Origin of the sequence: Endozoicomonas sp. 8E (assembly GCF_032883915.1) — a bacterium.
Classification (GTDB): domain Bacteria; phylum Pseudomonadota; class Gammaproteobacteria; order Pseudomonadales; family Endozoicomonadaceae; genus Endozoicomonas_A.
On the sequence record NZ_CP120717.1, the window covers coordinates 3,546,235 to 3,566,936 of the forward strand.

A 20,702-nucleotide genomic window follows, 5' to 3' on the forward strand; every position below is an offset into this window, starting at 1 on the left:
CTCGGAATCAGAAATTTTTATCCTCAATTTCTCGCAATCCTCGCTACGGACGCTCAAGTCCGACAGGCTGCTAGCGAATGGATTCACAGAAGCTGATTTTATTAACCTGGATCTATGAGACGCTCACAACAAAAAAAAGCTGCCTGCTCGATGGTCCGATCACTGCTTCTGCTAGTGACGATGTTGTTTGGGGATTCGCTGCATGCATTGGAATTAGTTGGCTCAAGCCCGCTACCAGCTCATTTCCTGTATTCCAATAAGTTGGCTGAACCTGGACAGCCCGATCCTCTTCGAGGGTGTCACGAGTTGACTCCCGTCATTCCCGGCTTAATGCTCGTCATTCCCGCGAAGGCGGGAATCCACACTGACTCACCACCAGAACCGTACTGCCCGGTGCCCCCCTGGCCTTGTCATCCCCGAGAGGGCAGGGATCCACCGTTGGCGCTGGATTCCCGCCTTCGCGGGAATGACGACCTCAGAGCATGGGAACGAGCTGTTGGAGTTTTGCGACAGCCTCCGGAGCGTGGGAGCGAGTTGTTGGAGTTTTACGTGCCCCCTGAAGTTCTGGAGAACACTTCTAATGGTCTGATCACCAAGGGCGCCGCAGTAGGAGATGATGGCGATAAGCCACCTGACGGAAACAGCGGAAGTCCTGACCCAGAGCCCCAACCTGTCCTTACCCTTATTCCTGATCCTGTCCAAACTTGTCTGCAGCAAAAAAAGCAACTGCTTATAATATTACAAATCAAACGACTATGGACAATTATGACAGGCCAAACAACACTGGCCCGGATTTTGTCAGACCGGATCATGGTGATTGAAGCCGATCTTCTTGATCTGGAAAGGTCAGACCCTGGCACGATTGAACCGGGGCTGGTTCAGACATGGCTGGCAGAGAATGGTCAGGAACTCAGGGTTTACCGTGAGATGGTTTCTGGCAAATATTCTGGTCGACAGACGGGTAATGGGAAAAAGAATTCATCCTCCCGAACGACCAAAGCATCAACGACCGCGACAACAGGTCAGACTGGCCAGACAAGCCGATCCGCTGCCCGTAACAGGCGAACCGGTTCGACAGGTGCCAATGGTCGTGGAGGCGATGGCCCACCGAAACCCTCAGCTGAGCAGAATACCGGAAATACGGTTGCCGCTTGTTCGAAGTGTGACAAGGTATTGAATTCACAGGAATTAGGACGTGTAGCCAATCAGACAGCAGCTTCAGCGTTGTTGTGCGACAAGTGCCTGTCGGGCATTCAAGGTAACAAAAGGGTAAGACGAATCCGGGAAGAAGCAGAACCGGATTCACCAGAACCCGCTCCGAAAAAAAAGAAGGAGCCAGGTAGAAAGAGAAATAATTCAAAAGCAGCTGCTACTGCACCGCCGGCCAAAAAAAAGAAACCGCCAGACACTCAAACTCCCGATGATCCGTTAGAAAAAGTAAAAGCAAATATCAAGTATGAATTAAGTCAGGAAGAGCTGAAAAAAGTGCAAACCCTGATGGCGGTGTTCAAGAAAAAAAACATCACTGTAAAAAACACTTTTTATAAGCTGCTTGGTTTCGTAGATAGAGATTCTTTTAATGGCTTCTTCGATAATGCCACCGCTTTTTTTGGGCATCTTTCTGAAAACGTCAAAAATACAGGCATGCTGACCGGCATGCTGAATAATTGTAAAAAACATATCCGTAGTTTTGCAGAGCATAGCCAGGATGAACTCGAATATTTAGCGAGTTTAGATGCAGTGACTTCTTTCTCGTCCATGAATAATGGCAAAGGCGTGCCCACACATGAGCAAGTGAAAGCAACACTGGGCTGGCCGGAATTGAAAGACAAGGACGGCGACTTCAGTATAGAGCTTTTCCGCTCCTTCTCATCCATGAACACTTGTAAAGGCATGCTCAAACATGAGGAAGTGAAAGAGGTGCTGAGCTGGCCGGAATGGAAAGACAAGGATGGCGGGTTCAACATGGAGCTGTTCCGCTCCTTCTCATCCATGAATCATGGCAAAGGCATGCTCAAACATGAGCAAGTGAAAGAGGTGCTGGGTTGGTCGGAATGGAAAGACAGGGAGGGCGAGTTCAGTATGGAGCTTTTCCGCTCCTTCTCATCCATGAATAGTTGCAAAGGCATGCTCAAACAAAAGGAAGTGAAAGAGGTGCTGGGCTGGCCGGAATGGAAGAACAAGGATGGCGAGTTCAGTATGGAGCTTTTCCGCTCCTTCTCATCCATGAATCATGGCAAAGGCATGCTCAAACAAAAGGAAGTGAAAGAAGTACTGAACTGGCCGGAATGGAAGGACAGGGATGGCGAGTTCAATATGGAGCTGTTCCGCTCCTTTTCGTCTATTAATCATAGCAAAGGTATCCTGAAACATGAGCAAGTGAAAGAGGTGCTGGGTTGGTCGGAATGGAAAGACAGGGATGGCGAGTTCAGTATGGAGCTTTTCCGCTCCTTCTCATCCATGAATAGTGGCAAAGGCATGCTCAAACAAAAGGAAGTGAAAGAGATGCTGGGTTGGCCTGAATGGAAAGACAAGTATGGAGAGTTCAATATCGAGCTGTTCCGCGCCTTCTCGTCTATGAATCATGGCAAAGGCATCCTCAAACATAAGCAAGTGAAAGAGGTGCTCGCCTGGCCGGAATGGCAAGGCAAGGATGGAGAGTTCAGTATGGAGCTGTTCCGCTCCTTCTCATCCATGAATAGCAGCAAGGGCATGATTAAACATGCGGAAATGAAAGAGGTGCTGGGCTGGCTGGAATGGAAAGACAAGGATGGCGTGTTCAATATGGAGTTGTTCCGATCTTTCTCATCCATGAATAGCAGAAAGGGCATGATTAATCATGAGGAAGTGAAAGAGGTGCTGGGCTGGCTGGAATGGAAAGACAAGGATGGCGAGTTCAACATTGAGCTGTTCCGCTCCTTCTCATCCATGCACAATGGTAAAGGCATGCTCAAACAAGAGGAAGTGGAAGATGTGCTGGGCTGGCCGGAATGGAAAGACAGGGATGGCGAGTTTAATACGAAGTTGTTCCGATCCTTCTCGTCAATGAATAGTGGCAAAGGCATGCTGCTCAAACATGAACAAGTGAAAGAGGTGCTGGGTTGGCCGGAATGGAAGGACAAGGATGGCGAGTTCAACATGGAGCTGTTCAGCTCCTTCTCGTCTATGAATCATAGCAAAGGCATGCTCAAACGAAAGGAAGTGAAAGAGATGTTGGGTTGGCCTGAATGGAAACACAAGGGTGGCGAGTTCAATATGGAGCTGTTCCAAGTTTTCTCGTCCATGAATCACAGCCAAGGCTTGCCCAAACATGAGCCTGTGAAAAAAGTGCTGGACTGGATAGATTGCCGGGGGGTGCCCAATCACAGGCTACTGCAAATCATGCCCAGGCTCTGGGTATCAGAAGGGCTACCTGCTATCAAGATGCTGCAACACCGGGAAACACAACTGAAACAGTTACTGCTTAAAGAACTTACCAGAGAACACAGCAACCCGGATAATGAAGGAGATGATAAATACAATCGTCTGATAAAAACAGTCGCTCTTTATCTTTCTACCCCTAAGCCAGAGTGGTTGCTAAGATGGACAGTTTTAAAAAAGTTCTGCCAATTACATAAAGAGACTGAAACGCTTCTGATGCTGGAATCATTGACAGGACTTTTATCTTCTTCTGGAGGGAAAAGTGTCAAACGCTACCTTCAGGCTAATCAACAGGATCGGCATTTTTTGTGGCGTCATTCAATAAAAGCCGTGCCTTTGCGCGTGTTAAATAGAGCAATGTTGCTTTGTTCTTCCGAAGAAGACAGGGAGCGTTTTGTCTATTTTGCCAAGCGGCTGAACTCATTGCCAGATAAAAGACTATGGGAGCAATACTCAGCCATGTTGCAACTATTATCGGCGGTGCTGAAACTCGACTCTATGCAAAGGCTCTATCTGGAAATCCTGCAACCCTTAACACAGGCTGAACAGCTGCGTTTTCTGGATACCAGCCATGCCCGGGTTGTGTTCGACCTGTTTCCCTCGTTGAGCGCCCTGCAAAAACTCAGCAAAGAGCGTTCTACCCATTGGTTAAACAAGCTGCTTGAAGCTTGCCTGCAACTAAAAACCCATGACATCAGCAAAGAAGGTATCCAGATACTGTTTGAAGCACTGCTCAAAACCCATAGTCTTCTACCTTGGGATCACGATATCCCCGATCACTTTTTGTCCGGGATGCAAACGACCGACAACAATCATGTTGAGATACCTGTCTCCGGACTTATCCAGTCAGGAGAACAGTTGGCCCTGAGCTATATCTCTGTGTTGATGCAGAACCTCAACGAGATGTCCTTTACCGTCAAAGGCCAATGGCTTGAGGTTGAGGTGTCAGGTGACGGAGTTCAAAACTACCGATTTCCAATGCCACAGCTGGAAATACGGGATGAAAAAATGGCCATCAGCAACTGGTCAGAAGAGCAGTTCAGGACTGTTTTGAAAATCACCGGGATATCTGAACACTATTATTTGACTGCAGATCAATGGCAGAAGCTGGATAACGTTCAATCCAGGCAAGCGGAAGTATGTCAGCCAGAGAATGAATTGGAACCACAAAAACAGGCGTTTGGCAGTTTATGGTTAAAGCTCAACCAGACAGAAATTTTTGGCAGCGAAATACTGAATTTACTGGAGGAGTACGAGAGCGAAATGGAGCTTATGCATACAGTGACCCTCCTTAAAAAAGCCAAAATCGATAGCCCTACCCACATACTGGAAGTATGGAGGCAACGGGCGTGCAGAAAAATAGAACAGTTAAAAAAGCAAGACCCTTTATTATCCGATGTTGATCCTGATGTTTATCAGGGTTGTCAGGAACTGGAGTTGCTTGATGGATGCGGGAGTATTTGCCAAATCCGTTGATGGCAAGCTTGCCAGTGCGGTGCTATAAAATCTAACGCAAACGTGAATCATCAGGCCTAAGCCGGATGACGTGCGAATTTTTTCCACTAGCAGCCTGTCGGACTTAAGACTGTCCTACTGTGGTTGCAATAAATTGGTCTAAAAATCCCTGTTTCTTCGTCAAATAGCTCGCTATTCTCCTCAGAAACAGAGATTTTTATCCTCAATTTCTTGCAATCCTCGCTACGGACGCTTAAGTCCGACAGGCTGCTAGCGAATGGATTCAAAGAAGCTGATTTTATTAGCCTGGATCTATGAGACGCTCACAACAAAAAAAAGCTGCCTGCTTGATGGTCCGATCACTGCTTCTGCTAGTGACGATGTTGTTTGGGGATTCGCTGCATGCATTGGAATTAGTCGGCTCAAGCCCGCTACCAGCTCATTTCCTGTATTCCCATAAGTTAGCTGTACCTGAACAGCCCGATTATCTTCGAGGGTGTCACGAGTTGACTCCCGTCATTCCCGGCTTAATTCTCGTCATTCCCGCGAAGGCGGGAATCCACACTGACTCACCACCAGAACCGTACTGCCCGGTGCCCCCCTGGCCTTGTCATCCCCGAGAAGGCAGGGATCCACCGTTGGCGCTGGATTCCCGCCTTCGCGGGAATGACGACCTCAGAGCATGGGAACGAGCTGTTGGAGTTTTGCGACAGCCTCCGGAGCGTGGGAACGAGTTGTTGGAGTTTTACGTGCCCCCTGAAGTTCTGGAGAACACTTCTAATGGTCTGATCACCAAGGGCGCCGCAGTAGGAGATGATGGCGATAAGCCACCTGACGGAAACAGCGGGAGTCCTGACCCAGAGCCCCAACCTGACCTTACCCTTGTTCCTGATCCTGTCCAAACTTGTCTGCAGCAAAAAAAGCAACTGCTTATAATATTACAAATCAAACGACTATGGGCAATTATGACAGGCCAAACCACGCTGGCCCGGATTTTGTCAGACCGGATCATGATAATTGAAGCCGATATTCTTGATCTGGAAAGGTCAGACCCTGGCACGATTCAACCGGGGCTGGTTCAGACATGGCTGGCAGAGAATGGTCAGGAACTCAGAGTTTACCGTGAGATGGTTTCTGGCAAATATTCTGGCCGACAGACGGGTAACGGGAAAAAGAATTCATCCTCCCGAACGACCAAAGCATCAACGACCGCGACAACAGGTCAGACCGGCCAGACAAGGGGATCTGCTGCCCGTAACAGGGGAACCGGTTCGACAGGCGCCAATGGTCGTGGAGGCGATGACCCACTGAGTCCATCAGCTGAGCAGGATACGGGTAACTCAATTGTCACTTGTTCAAAATGTGACAAAGTACTGAATCCACAGGAATTAGAACGTGTAGCAAATCAGACAACAGCTTCAGCGTTGTTGTGCAACAAGTGCCTGTCGGGCATTCAAGGTAACAAAAGGGCAAGACGAATCCGGGAAGAAGCAGAACCGGATTCACCAGAGCCCGATCCGAAAAAAAAGAAGGAGTCAGGTAGAAAGAGAAATAATTCAAAAGCAGCTGCTAATGCACCACCGGCCAAAAAAAAGAAACCGCCAGACACTCAAATTCCCGATGATCCGTTAGAAAAAATAAAAGCAAATATCAAGTACGAATTAAGTCAGGAAGAGCTGAAAAAAGTGCAAACCCTGGTGGCGGTATTCAAGGAAAAAAACATCAATGCCAAGGACACTTTTTATAAGCTGCTTGGTTTCGTAGATAGAGATTCTTTTAATGGTTTCTTCGATAATGCCGCCGCCTTTTTTGGGCACCTTTCTAAAAACGTCAAAAATACAGGCATGCTGACCAGCATGCTGAATAATAGCAAAAAACATATCCGTAGTTTTGCAGAGCGTAGCCAGGATGAACTCGAATATTTAGCGAGTTTAGAGGTAGTGACTTCTTTCTCGTCCATGAATAATCGCAAAGGCGTGCCCACAAATAAGGAAGTGAAAGCAATACTGGGCTGGTCTGAATGGAAAGACAAAGATGGCGAGTTCAATATCGAACTGTTCCGCTCTTTCTCGTCCATGAATAATGGCCACGGTTTACCCAAGCATGAGGAAGTGAGAGAGGTGCTGGGCTGGCCGGAATGGAAAGGCAAGGATGGTGAGTTCAGTATGGTGGTGTTCCGCTCCTTCTCGTCTATGAATTGCAGCAAGGGCATTATTAAACATGAGGAAGTCAAAGAGGTACTGAGCTGGCCGGAATGGAAAGACAGGGATGGCGAGTTTAATACGAAGTTGTTCCGATCCTTCTCGTCAATGAACAATCGCAAAGGCATGCTCAAACATGAGGAAGTGAGAGAGGTGCTGGGCTGGCCGGAATGGAAAGACAAGGATGGTGAGTTCAGTATGGAGCTGCTCCGTTCCTTCTCGTCTATGAATAATGGCAAAGGCATGCTCAAACAAAAGGAAGTGAAAGAGGTGATGGGCTGGCCGGAATGGAAAGACAAGGATGGCGAGTTCAGTATGGAGCTGTTTCGCTCCTTCTCGTCTATGAATAATGGCAAAGGCATGCTCAAACAAAAGGAAGTGAAAGAGGTGCTGGGCTGGCCGGAATGGAAAGACAAGGATGGCGAGTTCAGTGTGGAGCTGTTCCGCTCCTTCTCGTCTATGAATAATGGCAAAGGCATGCTCAAACAAAAGGAAGTGAAAGAGGTGATGGGCTGGCCGGAATGGAAAGACAAGGATGGCAAGTTCAGTATGGAGCTGTTCCGCGCCTTCTCATCCATGAATAATGGCAAAGGCGTGCTCAAACATGAGCAAGTGAAAGAGGTGCTGGGCTGGCCGGAATGGAAAGACAAGGATGGCGAATTCAGTATGGAGCTGTTCCGCTCCTTCTCATCCATGAACAATGGTAAAGGCATGCTCAAACATGAGCAAGTGAAAGAGGTGCTGGGCTGGCCGGAATGGAAAGACAAGGATGGCGAGTTCAGTATGGAACTCTTCCGCTCCTTCTCGTCTATGAATCATAGCAAAGGCATGCTCAAACAAGAGGAAGTGAGAGAGGTGCTGGGCTGGCCGGAATGGAAAGACAAGGATGGCGAGTTCAGTATAGAGCTGTTCCGCGCCTTCTCATCTATGAATCATGGCAAAGGCATCCTCAAACATGAGCAGGTGAAAGAAGTGCTGGGCTGGCCGGAATGGAAAGACAAGGATGGCGAGTTCTATATGGAGCTGTTCTGCGCCTTCTCGTCCATGAATAGTAGCAAAGGCATGCTCAAACAAAAGGAAGTGAAAGAGATGTTGGGTTGGCCGGAATGGAAAGACAAGGATGGCGAGTTCAGTACGGAGTTGTTCCGCGCCTTTTCATCCATGAATAATAACAGAGGTATGCTCAAACATGAGAACGTGAAAGAGATGTTGGGTTGGCCTGAATTGAAGCACAAGAATGGTGAGCTCAATATGAAGTTGTTGCGCACTTTCTCGTCCATGAATCACGGCCAAAGCTTGCCCAAACATGAGCCTGTGAAAAAAGTGCTGGACTGGATAGGTTGCAGTGGGGCGCCCAATCACAGGCTACTGCAAATCATGTCCAGGCTCTGGGTATCAGAAGGGCTACCTGCTACCAGGATGCTGCAACACTGGGAAACACAACTGAAACAGTTACTGCCTGCGGAACTTACCGGAGAACTTGGCAGCCCGGACAATGAAGGAGATGATAAATACAATCGCCAGATAAAAACACTCGCTCTTTATCTTTTCACCCCTAAGCCAGACTGGTCGCTAAAATGGACGGTTTTAAAAGAGTTCTGCCAATTTGATGAACAGACTAAAACGGCTCTGACGCTGGAATCATTGATAGGGCTTTTATCTTCTTCTGGAGGGAAAAGCGTCAAACGCTACCTTCAGGCTAATCAAGAGGATCGGCATTTTTTGTGCCGTCATTCAATGAAAGCCGTGCCTTTGCCCGTGTTAAATAGAGCAATGTTCCTGTGTTCTTGCGATGAAGACAGGGAGCGTTTTGTCTTTTTTGCCAAGCGGCTGAAGTCATTGCCAGATAAAAGACTATGGCAGCAGTACTCTGCCCTATTGCAACCATTGTCGGCGGTGCTGAAACTCGACTTTATGCAAAGGCTCTATCTGGAAATCCTGCAACCCTTAACAAAGGATGATCGGCTGCGTTTTCTGGATGCCAGCCATGCCCAAGCTGTATTCGACCTGTTTTCCTCGTTGAGTGCCCTGCAAAAACTCAGCAAAGAGCATTCTTCCCATTGGTTAAAGAAGCTGCTTGAAGCCTGCCTGCAACTAAAAACCCATGACATCACCAAAGAAGGCATCCAGATACTGTTTGAAGCACTGCTAAAAACCCATAGTCTTCTACCTTGGGATCACGATATTCCCGATCACTTTCTGTCCGGGATGCAAACGACCGACAACAACCATGTTGAGATACCTGTCTCCGGACTTATCCCTTCAGGAGAACAGTTAGCCTTGAGCTATATTGCTGTCTTGATGCAGAACCTCAATGAGATGTCATTCACCGTCAAAGGGCAGTGGCTTGAGGTTGAGGTGTCAGGTGACGGAGTTCAAAACTACCGATTTCCAATGCCACAGCTGGAAATACGGGATGAAAAAATGGCCATCAGCAACTGGTCAGAAGAGCAGTTCAGGACTGTTTTGAAAATCACCGGGATATCTGAACACTATTATTTGACTGCAGATCAATGGCAGAAGCTGGATAACGTTCAATCCAGGCAAGCGGAAGTATGTCAGCCAGAGAATGAATTGGAACCACAAAAACAGGCGTTTGGCAGTTTATGGTTAAAGCTCAACCAGACAGAAATTTTTGGCAGCGAAATACTGAATTTACTGGAGGAGTACGAGAGCGAAATGGAGCTTATGCATACAGTGACCCTCCTTAAAAAAGCCAAAATCGATAGCCCTACCCACATACTGGAAGTATGGAGGCAAAGGGCGTGCAGAAAAATAGAACAGTTAAAAAAGCAAGACCCTTTATTATCCGATGTTGATCCTGATGTTTATCAGGGTTTTCAGGAACTGGAGTTGCTTGATGAGTGTGGGAGTATTTTATAAAAAGACTTGTGTCGTTTGATAAGGATTCTAAAAAAAACTGTCTGCCAACTCCGTTTATGGAAAGCTCGGCAGTGCGGTGCTATAAAATCTAGCGCAAACGTGAATCATCAGGCCTAAGCCGGATGACGTGCGAATTTTTTCCACTAGCGAATGGATTCACAGAAGCTGATTTTATTAGCCTGGATCTATGAGACGCTCAAAACAAAAAAAAGCTGCCTGCTTGATGGTCCGATCACTGCTTCTGCTAGTGACGATGTTGTTTGAGGATTCGCTGCATGCATTGGAATTAGTCGGCTCAAGTCCGCTACCAGCTCATTTCCTGTATTCCCATAAGTTAGCTGTACCTGAACAGCCCGATTCTCTTCGAGGGTGTCACGAGTTGACTCCCGTCATTCCCGGCTTAATTCTCGTCATTCCCGGCTTCATTTTCGTCATTCCCGCGAAGGCGGGAATCCACACTGACTCACCACCAGAACCGTACTGCCCGGTGCCCCCCTGGCCTTGTCATCCCCGAGAAGGCAGGGATCCACCGTTGGCGCTGGATTCCCGCCTTCGCGGGAATGACGACCTCAGAGCATGGGAACGAGCTGTTGGAGTTTTGCGACAGCCTCCGGAGCGTGGGAACGAGTTGTTGGAGTTTTACGTGCCCCCTGAAGTTCTGGAGAACACTTCTAATGGTCTGATCACCAGGGGCGCCGCAGTAGGAGATGATGGCGATAAGCCACCTGACGGAAACAGCGGGAGTCCTGACCCAGAGCCCCAACCTGACCTTACCCTTGTTCCTGATCCTGTCCAAACTTGTCTGCAGCAAAAAAAGCAACTGCTTATAATATTACAAATCAAACGACTATGGGCAATTATGACAGCCCAAACAACACTGGCCCGGATTTTGTCAGACCGGATTATGGTGATTGAAGCCGATCTTCTTGATCTGGAAAGGTCAGACCCTGGCCCGATTGAACCGGGGCTGGTTCAGACATGGCTGTTAGAGAATGGTCAGGAACTCAGAGTTTACCGTGAGATGATTTCTGGCAAATATTCTGGCCGACAGACAGCTAACGGGAAAAAGAATTCATCCTCCCGAACGACCAAAGCATCAACGACCGCAACAACAGGTCAGACTGGCAAGACAAGCGGATCTGCTGCACGTAACAGGGGAACCGGTTCGAGAGGCGCCAATGGTCTTGGAGGCGATGACCCACTGAAACCCTCAGCTGAGCAGAATACCGGAAATTCAGTTGTCGCTTGTTCGAAGTGTGACAAGGCATTGAATCCACAGGAATTAGGACGTGTAGCAAATCAGACAACAGCTTCAGCGTTGTTGTGCGACAAGTGCCTGTCGGGCATTCAAGGTAACAAAAGGGTAAGACGAATCCGGGAAGAAGCAGAACCGGATTCACCAGAACCCGCTCCGAAAAAAAAGAAGGGCCCGGGTAGAAAGAGAAAAAATTCAACAGCTACTGCTGAACCAGCGGTCAAAAAAAAGAAACCGCCAGACACTCAAATTCCCGATGATCCGCTAGAAAATATAAAAGCAATTATCAAGTACGAATTAAGTCAGGAAGAGCTGGAAAAAGTGCAAACCCTGGTGGCGGTATTCAAGAAAAAAAACATCACTGTAAAAAACACTTTTTATAAGCTGTCTGGTCTTGTAGATAGAAAGTCTTTTAATGGTTTCTTCGATAATGCCATCGTTTTTTTTGGGTATCTTTCTGAAAACATCAAAAATACAGGCATGCTGACCAGTATGCTGGGTAATAGCAAAAAACATATCCGTAGTTTTGCAGAGCGTAGCCAGGATGAACTCGAATATTTAGCGAGTTTAGAGGTAGTGACTTCTTTCTCGTCCATGAATAATGGCAAAGGCGTGCCTACACATGAGCAAGTGAAAGCAATACTGGGCTGGTCTGAATGGAAAGGCAAAGATGGCGAGTTCAATATCGAACTGTTCCGCTCTTTCTCGTCCATGAATAATGGCCACGGCGTACCCAAACATGAGGAAGTGAAAGAGGTGCTGGGCTGGCCAGAATGGAAAGACAAGGATGGTGAGTTCAGTATGGAGCTGTTCCGCGCCTTCTCATCCATGAACAATGGCAAAGGCATGCTCAAACATGAGCAAGTGAATGAGGTGCTGAGTTGGCCGGAATGGAATGACAAGGATGGTGAGTTCAGTATGGAGCTGCTCCGCCCCTTCTCGTCTATGAATAATGGCAAAGGCATGCTCAAACATGAGCAAGTGAAAGAGGTGCTGGGCTGGCCGGAATGGAAAGACAAGGGTGGCGAGTTCAGTATTGAGCTGTTCCGCGCCTTCTCGTCCATGAACAATGGTAAAGGTGTGCTCAAAAAAAGGAAGTGAAAGAGGTGCTGGGCTGGCCGGAATGGAAGGACAAGGATGGCGAGTTCAGTATGGAGCTGTTCCGTGCCTTCTCATCCATGAACAATGGTAAAGGCATGCTCAAACATGAGCAAGTGAAAGAGGTGCTGGGCTGGCCGGAATGGAAAGGCAAGGATGGCGAGTTCAGTATGGAGCTGTTCCGCACCTTCTCATCTATGAATCATTGCAAAGGCATGCTCAAACATGAGCAAGTGAAAGAGGTGCTGGGCTGGCCGGAATGGAAAGACAAGGATGGCGAGTTCAGTATGGAGCTGTTCCGTGCCTTCTCATCCATGAACAATGGCAAAGGCATGCTCAAACATGGGCAGGTGAAAGAGGTGCTGGGCTGGCCGGAATGGAAAGACAAGGATGGTGAGTTCAGTATGGAGCTGCTCCGCGCCTTCTCGTCTATGAATAACGGCAAAGGCATGCTCAAACAAAAGGAAGTGAAAGAGGTGCTGGGCTGGCCGGAATGGAAGGACAAGGATGGCGAATTCAATATGGAGCTGTTCCGTTCCTTCTCATCTATGAATCATGGCAAAGGCATGCTCAAACATGAGCAAGTGAAAGAGGTGCTGGGCTGGCCGGAATGGAAAGACAAGGATGGCGAGTTCGTTATGGAGCTGTTCCAGACCTTCCCGCCTATGAATCATGGCAAAGGCATGCTCAAACATGAGCAAGTGAAAGATGTGCTCGCCTGGCTGGAATGGAAAGACAAGGATGGCGAGTTCAGTATGGAGCTGTTCCGCGGCTTCTCGTTTATGAATAGTGGCAAAGGCATGCTCAAACAAAAGGAAGTGAAAGAGATGTTGGGTTGGCTGGAATGGAAAGACAAGGATGGCGAGTTCAGTATGGAGCTGTTCCGCGCCTTCTCATCTATGAATTATGGCAAAGGCATGCTCAAACAAGAGGAAGTGAAAGAGGTGCTGGGCTGGCCGGAATGGAGAGACAAGGATGGCGAGTTCAATGTGGCGCTGTTCCGCGCCTTCTCGTCTATGAATCATGGCAAAGGCATGCTCAAACATAAGCAAGTGAAAGAGGTGCTGGGCTGGCCGGAATGGAAAGACAGAGATGGTGTGTTCAATACGAAGTTATTACGCGCTTTCTCGTCGATGAATCATGGTCAGGGTGTGCTCGGGCATCAGCAAGTGAAAGAGGTGCTGGGCTGGCCGGAATGGAAAGACAAGGGCGAGTTCAATATGGAGCTGTTCCGCGCCTTCTCGTCCATGAAAAATACCAAAGGCATGCTCAAACATGAAAAAGTGAAAGAGGTGCTGAACTGGCCGGAATGGAAACACAAAGATGGCGTGTTCAATATGAAGTTGTTCCGCGCTTTCTCGTCCATGAATAATGGCCGGAGCTTGCTCAAATATGAGCCTGTGAAAAAAGTGCTGGGCTGGATACGTTACCAGGGGGCACCCAATCATCTGCTATTGCAGATTATGTCCAGACTCTGGAAATCAGAGGGGCTACCTGCTATTGAAGTGCTTCAACATCGGGAAACACAAATGAAACAGTGGCTGTCTACGGAATTTACTGGAGAACATAACAGCCCGGATAATGAGGAAAATGACGAATACAATAGCGATTCAGAGGATGAAGAAGATGACGAAAAATTCAATCGCCAGATAAAAACAGTCGCTCTTTATCTTTCCACCCCTAAGCCAGACTGGTCACTAACATGGACGGTTTTAAAAGAGTTCTGCCAATTTCATGAACAGACTAAAACGGTTCTGATGCTGGAACCATTGATAGGGCTTTTATCTTCTTCTGGAGGGAAAAGCATCAAACGCTACCTTCAGGCTAATCAACAGGATCGGCATTTTTTGTGGCGTCATTCAATGAAAGCTGTGCCTTTTCGCGTGTTAAATAGAGCAATGTTCCTGTGTTCTTGCGATGAAGACAGGGAGCGTTTTGTCTTTTTTGTCAAGCGGCTGAAGTCATTGCCGGATAAAAGACTATGGGAGCAGTACTCAGCCCGGTTGCAACCTTTATCGGCGGTGCTGAAATTCGACTCTATGCAAAGGCTCTATCTGGAAATCCTGCAACCCTTGACAAAGGATGATCAGCTGCGTTTTCTGGATGCCAGCCACGCCCGGGTTGTGTTTGACCTGTTTCCCTCGTTGAGTGCTCTGCAAAAACTCAGCAAAGAGCATTCTTGCCATTGGTTGAAGAAGCTGCTCGAAGCCTGCCTGCAACTAAAAACCCATGACATCACCAAAGAAGGCATCCAGATACTGTTTGAAGCGTTACTCAAAACCCATAGTCTTCTACCCTGGGATCACGATATCCCCGATCACTTTTTGTCCGGGATGCAAACGACCGACAACAACCATGTTGAGATACCTGTCTCCGGACTTATCCAATCGGGACAACAGTTGGCCCTGAGCTATATCGCTGTGCTCATGCAGAACCTCAACGAGATGTCCTTTACCGTCAAAGGCCAATGGCTTGAGGTGCCAGGTGACGGAGTTCAAAACTACCGCTTTCCAATGCCACAGCTGGAAATACAGGATGAAAAAATGGTCATCAGCAATTGGTCAGAGGAGCAGTTCAGGACTGTTTTGAAAATCACCGGGATATCTGAACACTATTATTTGACTGCAGATCAATGGCAGAAACTGGATAACGTTCAATCCAGGCAAGCTGAAGCCTATCAGCCAGAGAATGAATTGGAACCACAAAAACAGGCGTTTGGCAGTTTATGGTTAAAGCTGAACCAGACAGAATTCTTTGGCAGCGAAATACTGAATTTACTGGAGGAGTATGAGAGCGAAATGGAGCTTATGCATACAGTGACCCTCCTTAAAAAAGCCAAAATCGATAGCGCTACTCACATACTGGAAGAATGGCGGCAAAGGGCGTGCAGAAAAATAGAACAGTTAAAAAAACAAGACCCTTTATTATCCGATGTTGATCCTGATGTTTATCAGGGTTGTCAGGAACTGGAGTTGCTTGATGGGTGTGGGAGTATTTTCTAAAAAGACTTTTGTCGTCTGATAAAGCTTCTAAAAACAAACTGTCTGCCAACTCCGTTTATGGCAAGCTTGCCAGTGCGGTGCTATAAAGTCTGCCGCAAACGTCGATCAATAGGCCTGAGGCGGACGACGCACAAATTTTTCCCAATGGCGAATGGATTCACAGACGCTGATTTTTTAAGTCTGGATCTATGAAACGCTCACAAAAAAACAAAACGGCCTTATCGAGGGTTCGATCACTGCTGGTGACGATAATATTGGGTGGGCCGCTGCATGCAGTGGAATTAGTCGGCTCAAGTCCGCTACCAGTTCATTTCCTGTATTCCAATAAGTTGGCTGAACCTGAACAGCCCGATCCTCTTCGAGGGTGTCACGAGTTGACTCCCGTCATTCCCGGCTTAATTCTCGTCATTCCCGGCTTCATTCTCGTCATTCCCGCGAAGGCGGGAATCCACACTGACTCACCACCAGAACCCTACTGCCCGGTGCCCCCCTGGCCTTGTCATCCCCGAGAAGGCAGGGATCCACCGTTGGCGCTGGATTCCCGCCTTCGCGGGAATGACGACCTCAGAGCATGGGAACGAGCTGTTGGAGTTTTGCGACAGCCTCCGGAGCGTGGGAACGAGTTGTTGGAGTTTTACGTGCCCCCTGAAGTTCTGGAGAACACTTCTAATGGTCTGATCGCCAGGGGCGCCGCCGGAGGAGATGATGGCGATCAGCCACCTGACGGAAGCAGCGGGAGTCCTGACCCAGAGCCCCAACCTGACCTTACCCTTATTCCTGATCCTGTCCAAACTTGTCTGCAGCAAAAAAAGCAACTGCTTATGATATTACAAATCAAACGACTATGGGCAATTATGACAGGCCAAACCACGCTGGCCCGGATTTTGTCAGACCGGATTATGGTGATTGAAGCCGATCTTCTTGATCTGGAAAGATCAGACCCTGGCACGATTCAACCGGGGCTGGTTCAGACATGGTTGGCAGAGAATGGTCAGGAACTCAGAGTTTACCGTGAGATGGTTTCTGGCAAATATTCTGGCCGACAGGTGGGCAACGGGAAAAAGAACCAATCCTCCCGAATGACCAAAGCATCAACGACCGCGACAACAGGTCAGACCGGCCAGACAAGCAGATCTGCTGCCCGCAACAAGGGAACCGGTTCGACAGACGGCAATGGTCGTGGAGGCGATGACCCACTGAGTCCATCAGCTGAGCAGGATACGGGTAACTCAATTGTCACTTGTTCAAAATGTGACAAAGTACTGAATCCACAGGAATTAGAACGTGTAGCAAATCAGACAACAGCTTCAGCGTTGTTGTGCAACAAGTGCCTGTCGGGCATTCAAGGTAACAAAAGGGTAAGACGAATCCGGGAAGAAGCAGAACCGGATTCACCAGAACCCGCTCCGAAAAAAAAGAAGGGCCCGGGTAGAAAGAGAAAAAATTCAACCGCTGTTGCTGAGCCAGCGGCCAAAAAAAAGAAACCGGCAGACACTCAGATCCCCGATGGCCCATTGGAAAAAATAAAAGCAAATATCAAGTACAAATTAAGTCAGGAAGAGCTGGAAAAAGCGCAAACCCTGATAGAGGTATTCAAGAAAAAAAACATCACTGTAAAGGACACTTTTTATAAGCTGCTTGGTTTCGTAGAGAGAAATTCTTTTTATGGCTTTTTTGATAATGCCACCGCTTTTTTTGGGCACCTTTCTGAAAACTTCAAAAATACAGGCATGCTGACCGGCATGCTACATAATAGAAAAAAACATATCCGTAGTTTTGCCGAAAGTAGCCAGAGCGAACTCGAATATTTAGCAAGTTTGGATCTCTTGACTTCCTTCTCGTCCATGAATAATAACAAAGGCGTACCCACACACAAGGAAGTGAAAGCAATCCTGGGCTGGCCAGAATGGAAAGATGAGAATGCCGAATTCAATACGGAGCTTTTCCGCGCCTTCTCGTGCCTGAATCATGGTCAGGGCCTGCCCAGACATGAGAAAGTCAAAGAGGTGCTGAGCTGGCCGGAATGGCAGGACAAGGATGGCGAGTTCAGTATGGAGCTGTTCCGGGCCTTCTCGTCCATGAATATTGGCAGAGGCATGCTCAAACATGAGCAAGTGGAAGAGGTGCTGGGCTGGCCGGAATGGCAGGACAAGGATGGCGAATTCGGTATGGAGCTGTTCCGTGCCTTCTCGTCTATGAATCATGGCAAAGGCATGCTCAAACATGAGCAAGTGAAAGAGGTGCTGGGTTGGCCTGAATGGAAAGACAAGGATGACAAGTTCAGTATGGAGCTGTTCCGCGCCTTCTCATCTATGAATCATGGCAAAGGCATGCTCAAACATGAGCAAGTGAAAGAGGTGCGGGGCTGGCCGGAATGGAAAGACAAGGATGGCAAGTTCAGTATGGAACTGTTCCGCGCCTTCTCATCTATGAATCATTGCAAAGGCATGCTCAAACATGAGCAAGTGAAAGAGGTGCTGAACTGGCCGGAATGGAAAGACAGGTATGGCGAGTTCAGTATGGAGCTGTTCCGCTCCTTCTCATCCATGAATAGTGGCAAAGGCATGCTCAAACAAAAGGAAGTGAAAGAGGTGCTGGGCTGGCCGGAATGGAAAGACAGGTATGGCGAGTTCAGTATGGAGCTGTTCCGCTCCTTCTCATCCATGAATAGCAGCAAGGGCATGATTAAACATAAGGAAGTGAAAGAGGTGCGGGGCTGGCCGGAATGGAAAGGCAAGGATGGCGAGTTCAGTATGGAGCTGTTCCGCTCCTTCTCGTCTATGAATCATGGCAAAGGCATGCTCAAACAAAAGGAAGTGGAAGAGGTGCTGGGCTGGCCGGAATGGAAGGACAAGGATGGCGAGTTCAGTACGGAGCTGTTCCGTTCCTTCTCATCCATGAACAGTGGTAAAGGCATCCTCAAACATGAGCAAGTGAAAGAGGTGCTGGGCTGGACGGAATGGAAAGACAAGGATGGCGAGTTCAGTATGGAGCTGTTCCGCTCCTTCTCGTCTATGAATTTTGGCAAGGGTATGCTCAAACGTGAGCAAGTGAAAGAAGTGCTCAGCTGGCCGGAATGGAAAGACAAGGATGGCGAGTTCAGTATGGAGTTCTTCCGCTCCTTCTCGTCTATGAATCACGGCAAAGGCATGCTCAAACAAAAGGAAGTGAGAGAGGTGCTGGACTGGCCGGAATGGAAAGACAAGGATGGCGAGTTTAATACGAAGTTGTTTCGATCCTTCTCGTCCATGAACAGTAGCCAGGGAATGCTCAAACACAAGCAAGTGAAAGCGGTGCTGGGCTGGCCGGAGTGGAAAGACAAGGATGGTGAGTTCAACATGGAGTTGTTCCGTTCTTTTTCGTCTATGCACGCCACAAGAGGCATGCCCAAACAAAAGGAAGTGAAAGATGTACTCGGCTGGCCGGAATGGAAACACAAGAATGGAGAGTTCAATATGAAGTTGTTCTGCACCTTCTCGTCCATGAATCATCGCCTGGGCTTACCCAAACATGAGGATGTGAAAAAAGTACTGGGCTGGATAGGTTACCGAGAGGCATCCGATCATTGGCTACTGCACATTATGACCAGACTCTGGATATCAGCAGGGCTACCTGCTACTAAGGTGCTGCAACATCAGGAAACAGAACTGAAACAGTTACTGCTTACAGAGCTTACCGGAGGACACCGCAACCTGGATAATGAAGGAGATGATAAATACAATCGCCAGATAAAAACACTCGCTCTTTATCTTTCCACCCCTAAGCCAGACTGGTCACTGACATGGACGGTTTTAAAAGAGTTCTGCCAATACCATAAAGAGACTAAAACGGCTCTGATACTGGAATCATTGATAGGGCTTTTATCTTCTTCTGGAGGTAAAAGCGTCAAACGTTACCTTCAGGCTAATCAACGGGATCGGCATTTCTTGTGGCGTCATTCAATGAAAGCCGTGCCTTTGCGCGTGTTAAATAGAGCAATGTTTCTGTGTTCTTGCGATGAAGACAGGGAGCGTTTTGTCTTTTTTGTCAAGCGGCTGAAGTCATTGCCGGATAAAAGGCTATGGAAGCAGTACTCAGCCCTGTTGCAACCATTATCGGCGGTGCTGAAACTCGACTCTATGCAAAGGCTCTATCTGGAAATCCTGCAACCCTTAACAAAAGATGATCAGCTGCGTTTTCTGGATGCCAGCCATGCCCGGGTTGTATTCGACCTGTTTCCCTCGTTAAGCGCCCTGCAAAAACTCAGCAAAGAGCATTCTTCCCATTGGTTAAAGAAGCTGCTTGAAGCCTGCCTGCAACTAAAAAACCATGACATCACCAAAGAAGGCATCCAGATACTGTTTGAAGCGCTGCTCAAAACCCATAGTCTTCTACCCTGGGATAACGATATTCCCGATCACTTTCTGTCCGGGATGCGAACAACCGACAATAACCATGTTGAAATACCTGTCTCCGGACTTATCCAATCAGGAGAACAGTTGGCCCTGAGCTATATCGCAGTGTTGATGCAGAACCTCAATGAGATGTCTTTTACCCTCAAAGGGCAATGGCTTGAGGTTGAGGTGCCGGGTGATGATGTTCAGACCTATCGCTATCCAATGCCACAGCTGGAAATACAGGATGAAAAAATGACCATCAGCAACTGGTCAGAAAAACAGTTCAGGACTTTTTTGAAAATCACCGGGATATTTGAACACTATTATTTGACTCCAGATCAATGGCAGAAACATTCAAACCCGGATAACCCGGTATACGTCCAAAGACGTAAAGCCAGACTCGCCGCAAACAAAGAGCCAAGGGCAAAGAGTCTGGATGAAGCGACCGCCTTCAACCCTTTACCCATTCATATTCTGGTTATTCTGATCAAGGAAGGAATGGTCATCAAACCCGTCACCTGGAAATCCTTTGACCATCATAAAGAGAGACTGCCTGAATCCATGCTTTGCACACTGAGAGACAGAATCGAAACATCAGATACAGAATGCCCCGATGAAATTAGAGAATCGCTGACCCCGTACCTGAATAACGTTCAATCCAGGCAGGCTGAAGCCTATCAGCCAGAGAATGAATTGGAACCACAAAAACAGGCGTTTGGCAGTTTATGGTTAAAGCTGAACCAGACGGAAATTTTTGGCAGCGCAATACTGAATTTACTGGAGGAGTACGAGAGTGAAATGGAGCTTATGCATACAGTGACCCTCCTTAAAAAAGCCAGAATCGATAGCGCTACTCACATACTGGAAGAATGGCGGCAAAGGGCGTGCAGAAAAATAGAAGAGTTAAAAAAACAAGACCCTTTATTATCCGATGTTGATCCTGATGTTTATCAGGGTTGTCAGGAACTGGAGTTGCTTGATGGGTGTGGGAGTATTTTCTAAAAAGACTTGT

Annotated in this window: 5 protein-coding genes; all 5 read left to right on the forward strand. The window is 47.8% G+C overall.

Annotated features, from left to right (window positions below):
* Positions 1-180: 180 nt before the first annotated feature.
* On the forward strand, positions 181-4,896 hold the full coding sequence (locus tag P6910_RS11705) for a hypothetical protein (RefSeq protein ID WP_317146417.1): 4,716 nt from the start codon (positions 181-183) through the stop codon (positions 4,894-4,896).
* A gap of 359 nt (positions 4,897-5,255) precedes the next feature.
* Positions 5,256-9,959 (forward strand): hypothetical protein, encoded by a 4,704-nt coding sequence (locus tag P6910_RS11710; protein WP_317146418.1) that lies wholly within the window; start codon positions 5,256-5,258, stop codon positions 9,957-9,959.
* A 253-nt stretch (positions 9,960-10,212) separates the two neighbouring features.
* Positions 10,213-12,315: a hypothetical protein gene (locus P6910_RS11715; RefSeq protein WP_317146419.1), complete on the forward strand. Its 2,103-nt coding sequence runs from the start codon at positions 10,213-10,215 to the stop codon at positions 12,313-12,315.
* Positions 12,316-12,320: 5 nt separating this feature from the next.
* A complete protein-coding gene (locus P6910_RS11720) occupies positions 12,321-15,314 on the forward strand; it encodes a hypothetical protein (protein ID WP_317146420.1) in 2,994 nt (997 codons plus the stop codon).
* A 188-nt stretch (positions 15,315-15,502) separates the two neighbouring features.
* Entirely contained in the window at positions 15,503-20,692 is a 5,190-nt protein-coding gene (locus P6910_RS11725) for a hypothetical protein (RefSeq protein WP_317146421.1), read from the forward strand.
* The last annotated feature ends 10 nt before the right edge of the window (positions 20,693-20,702 follow it).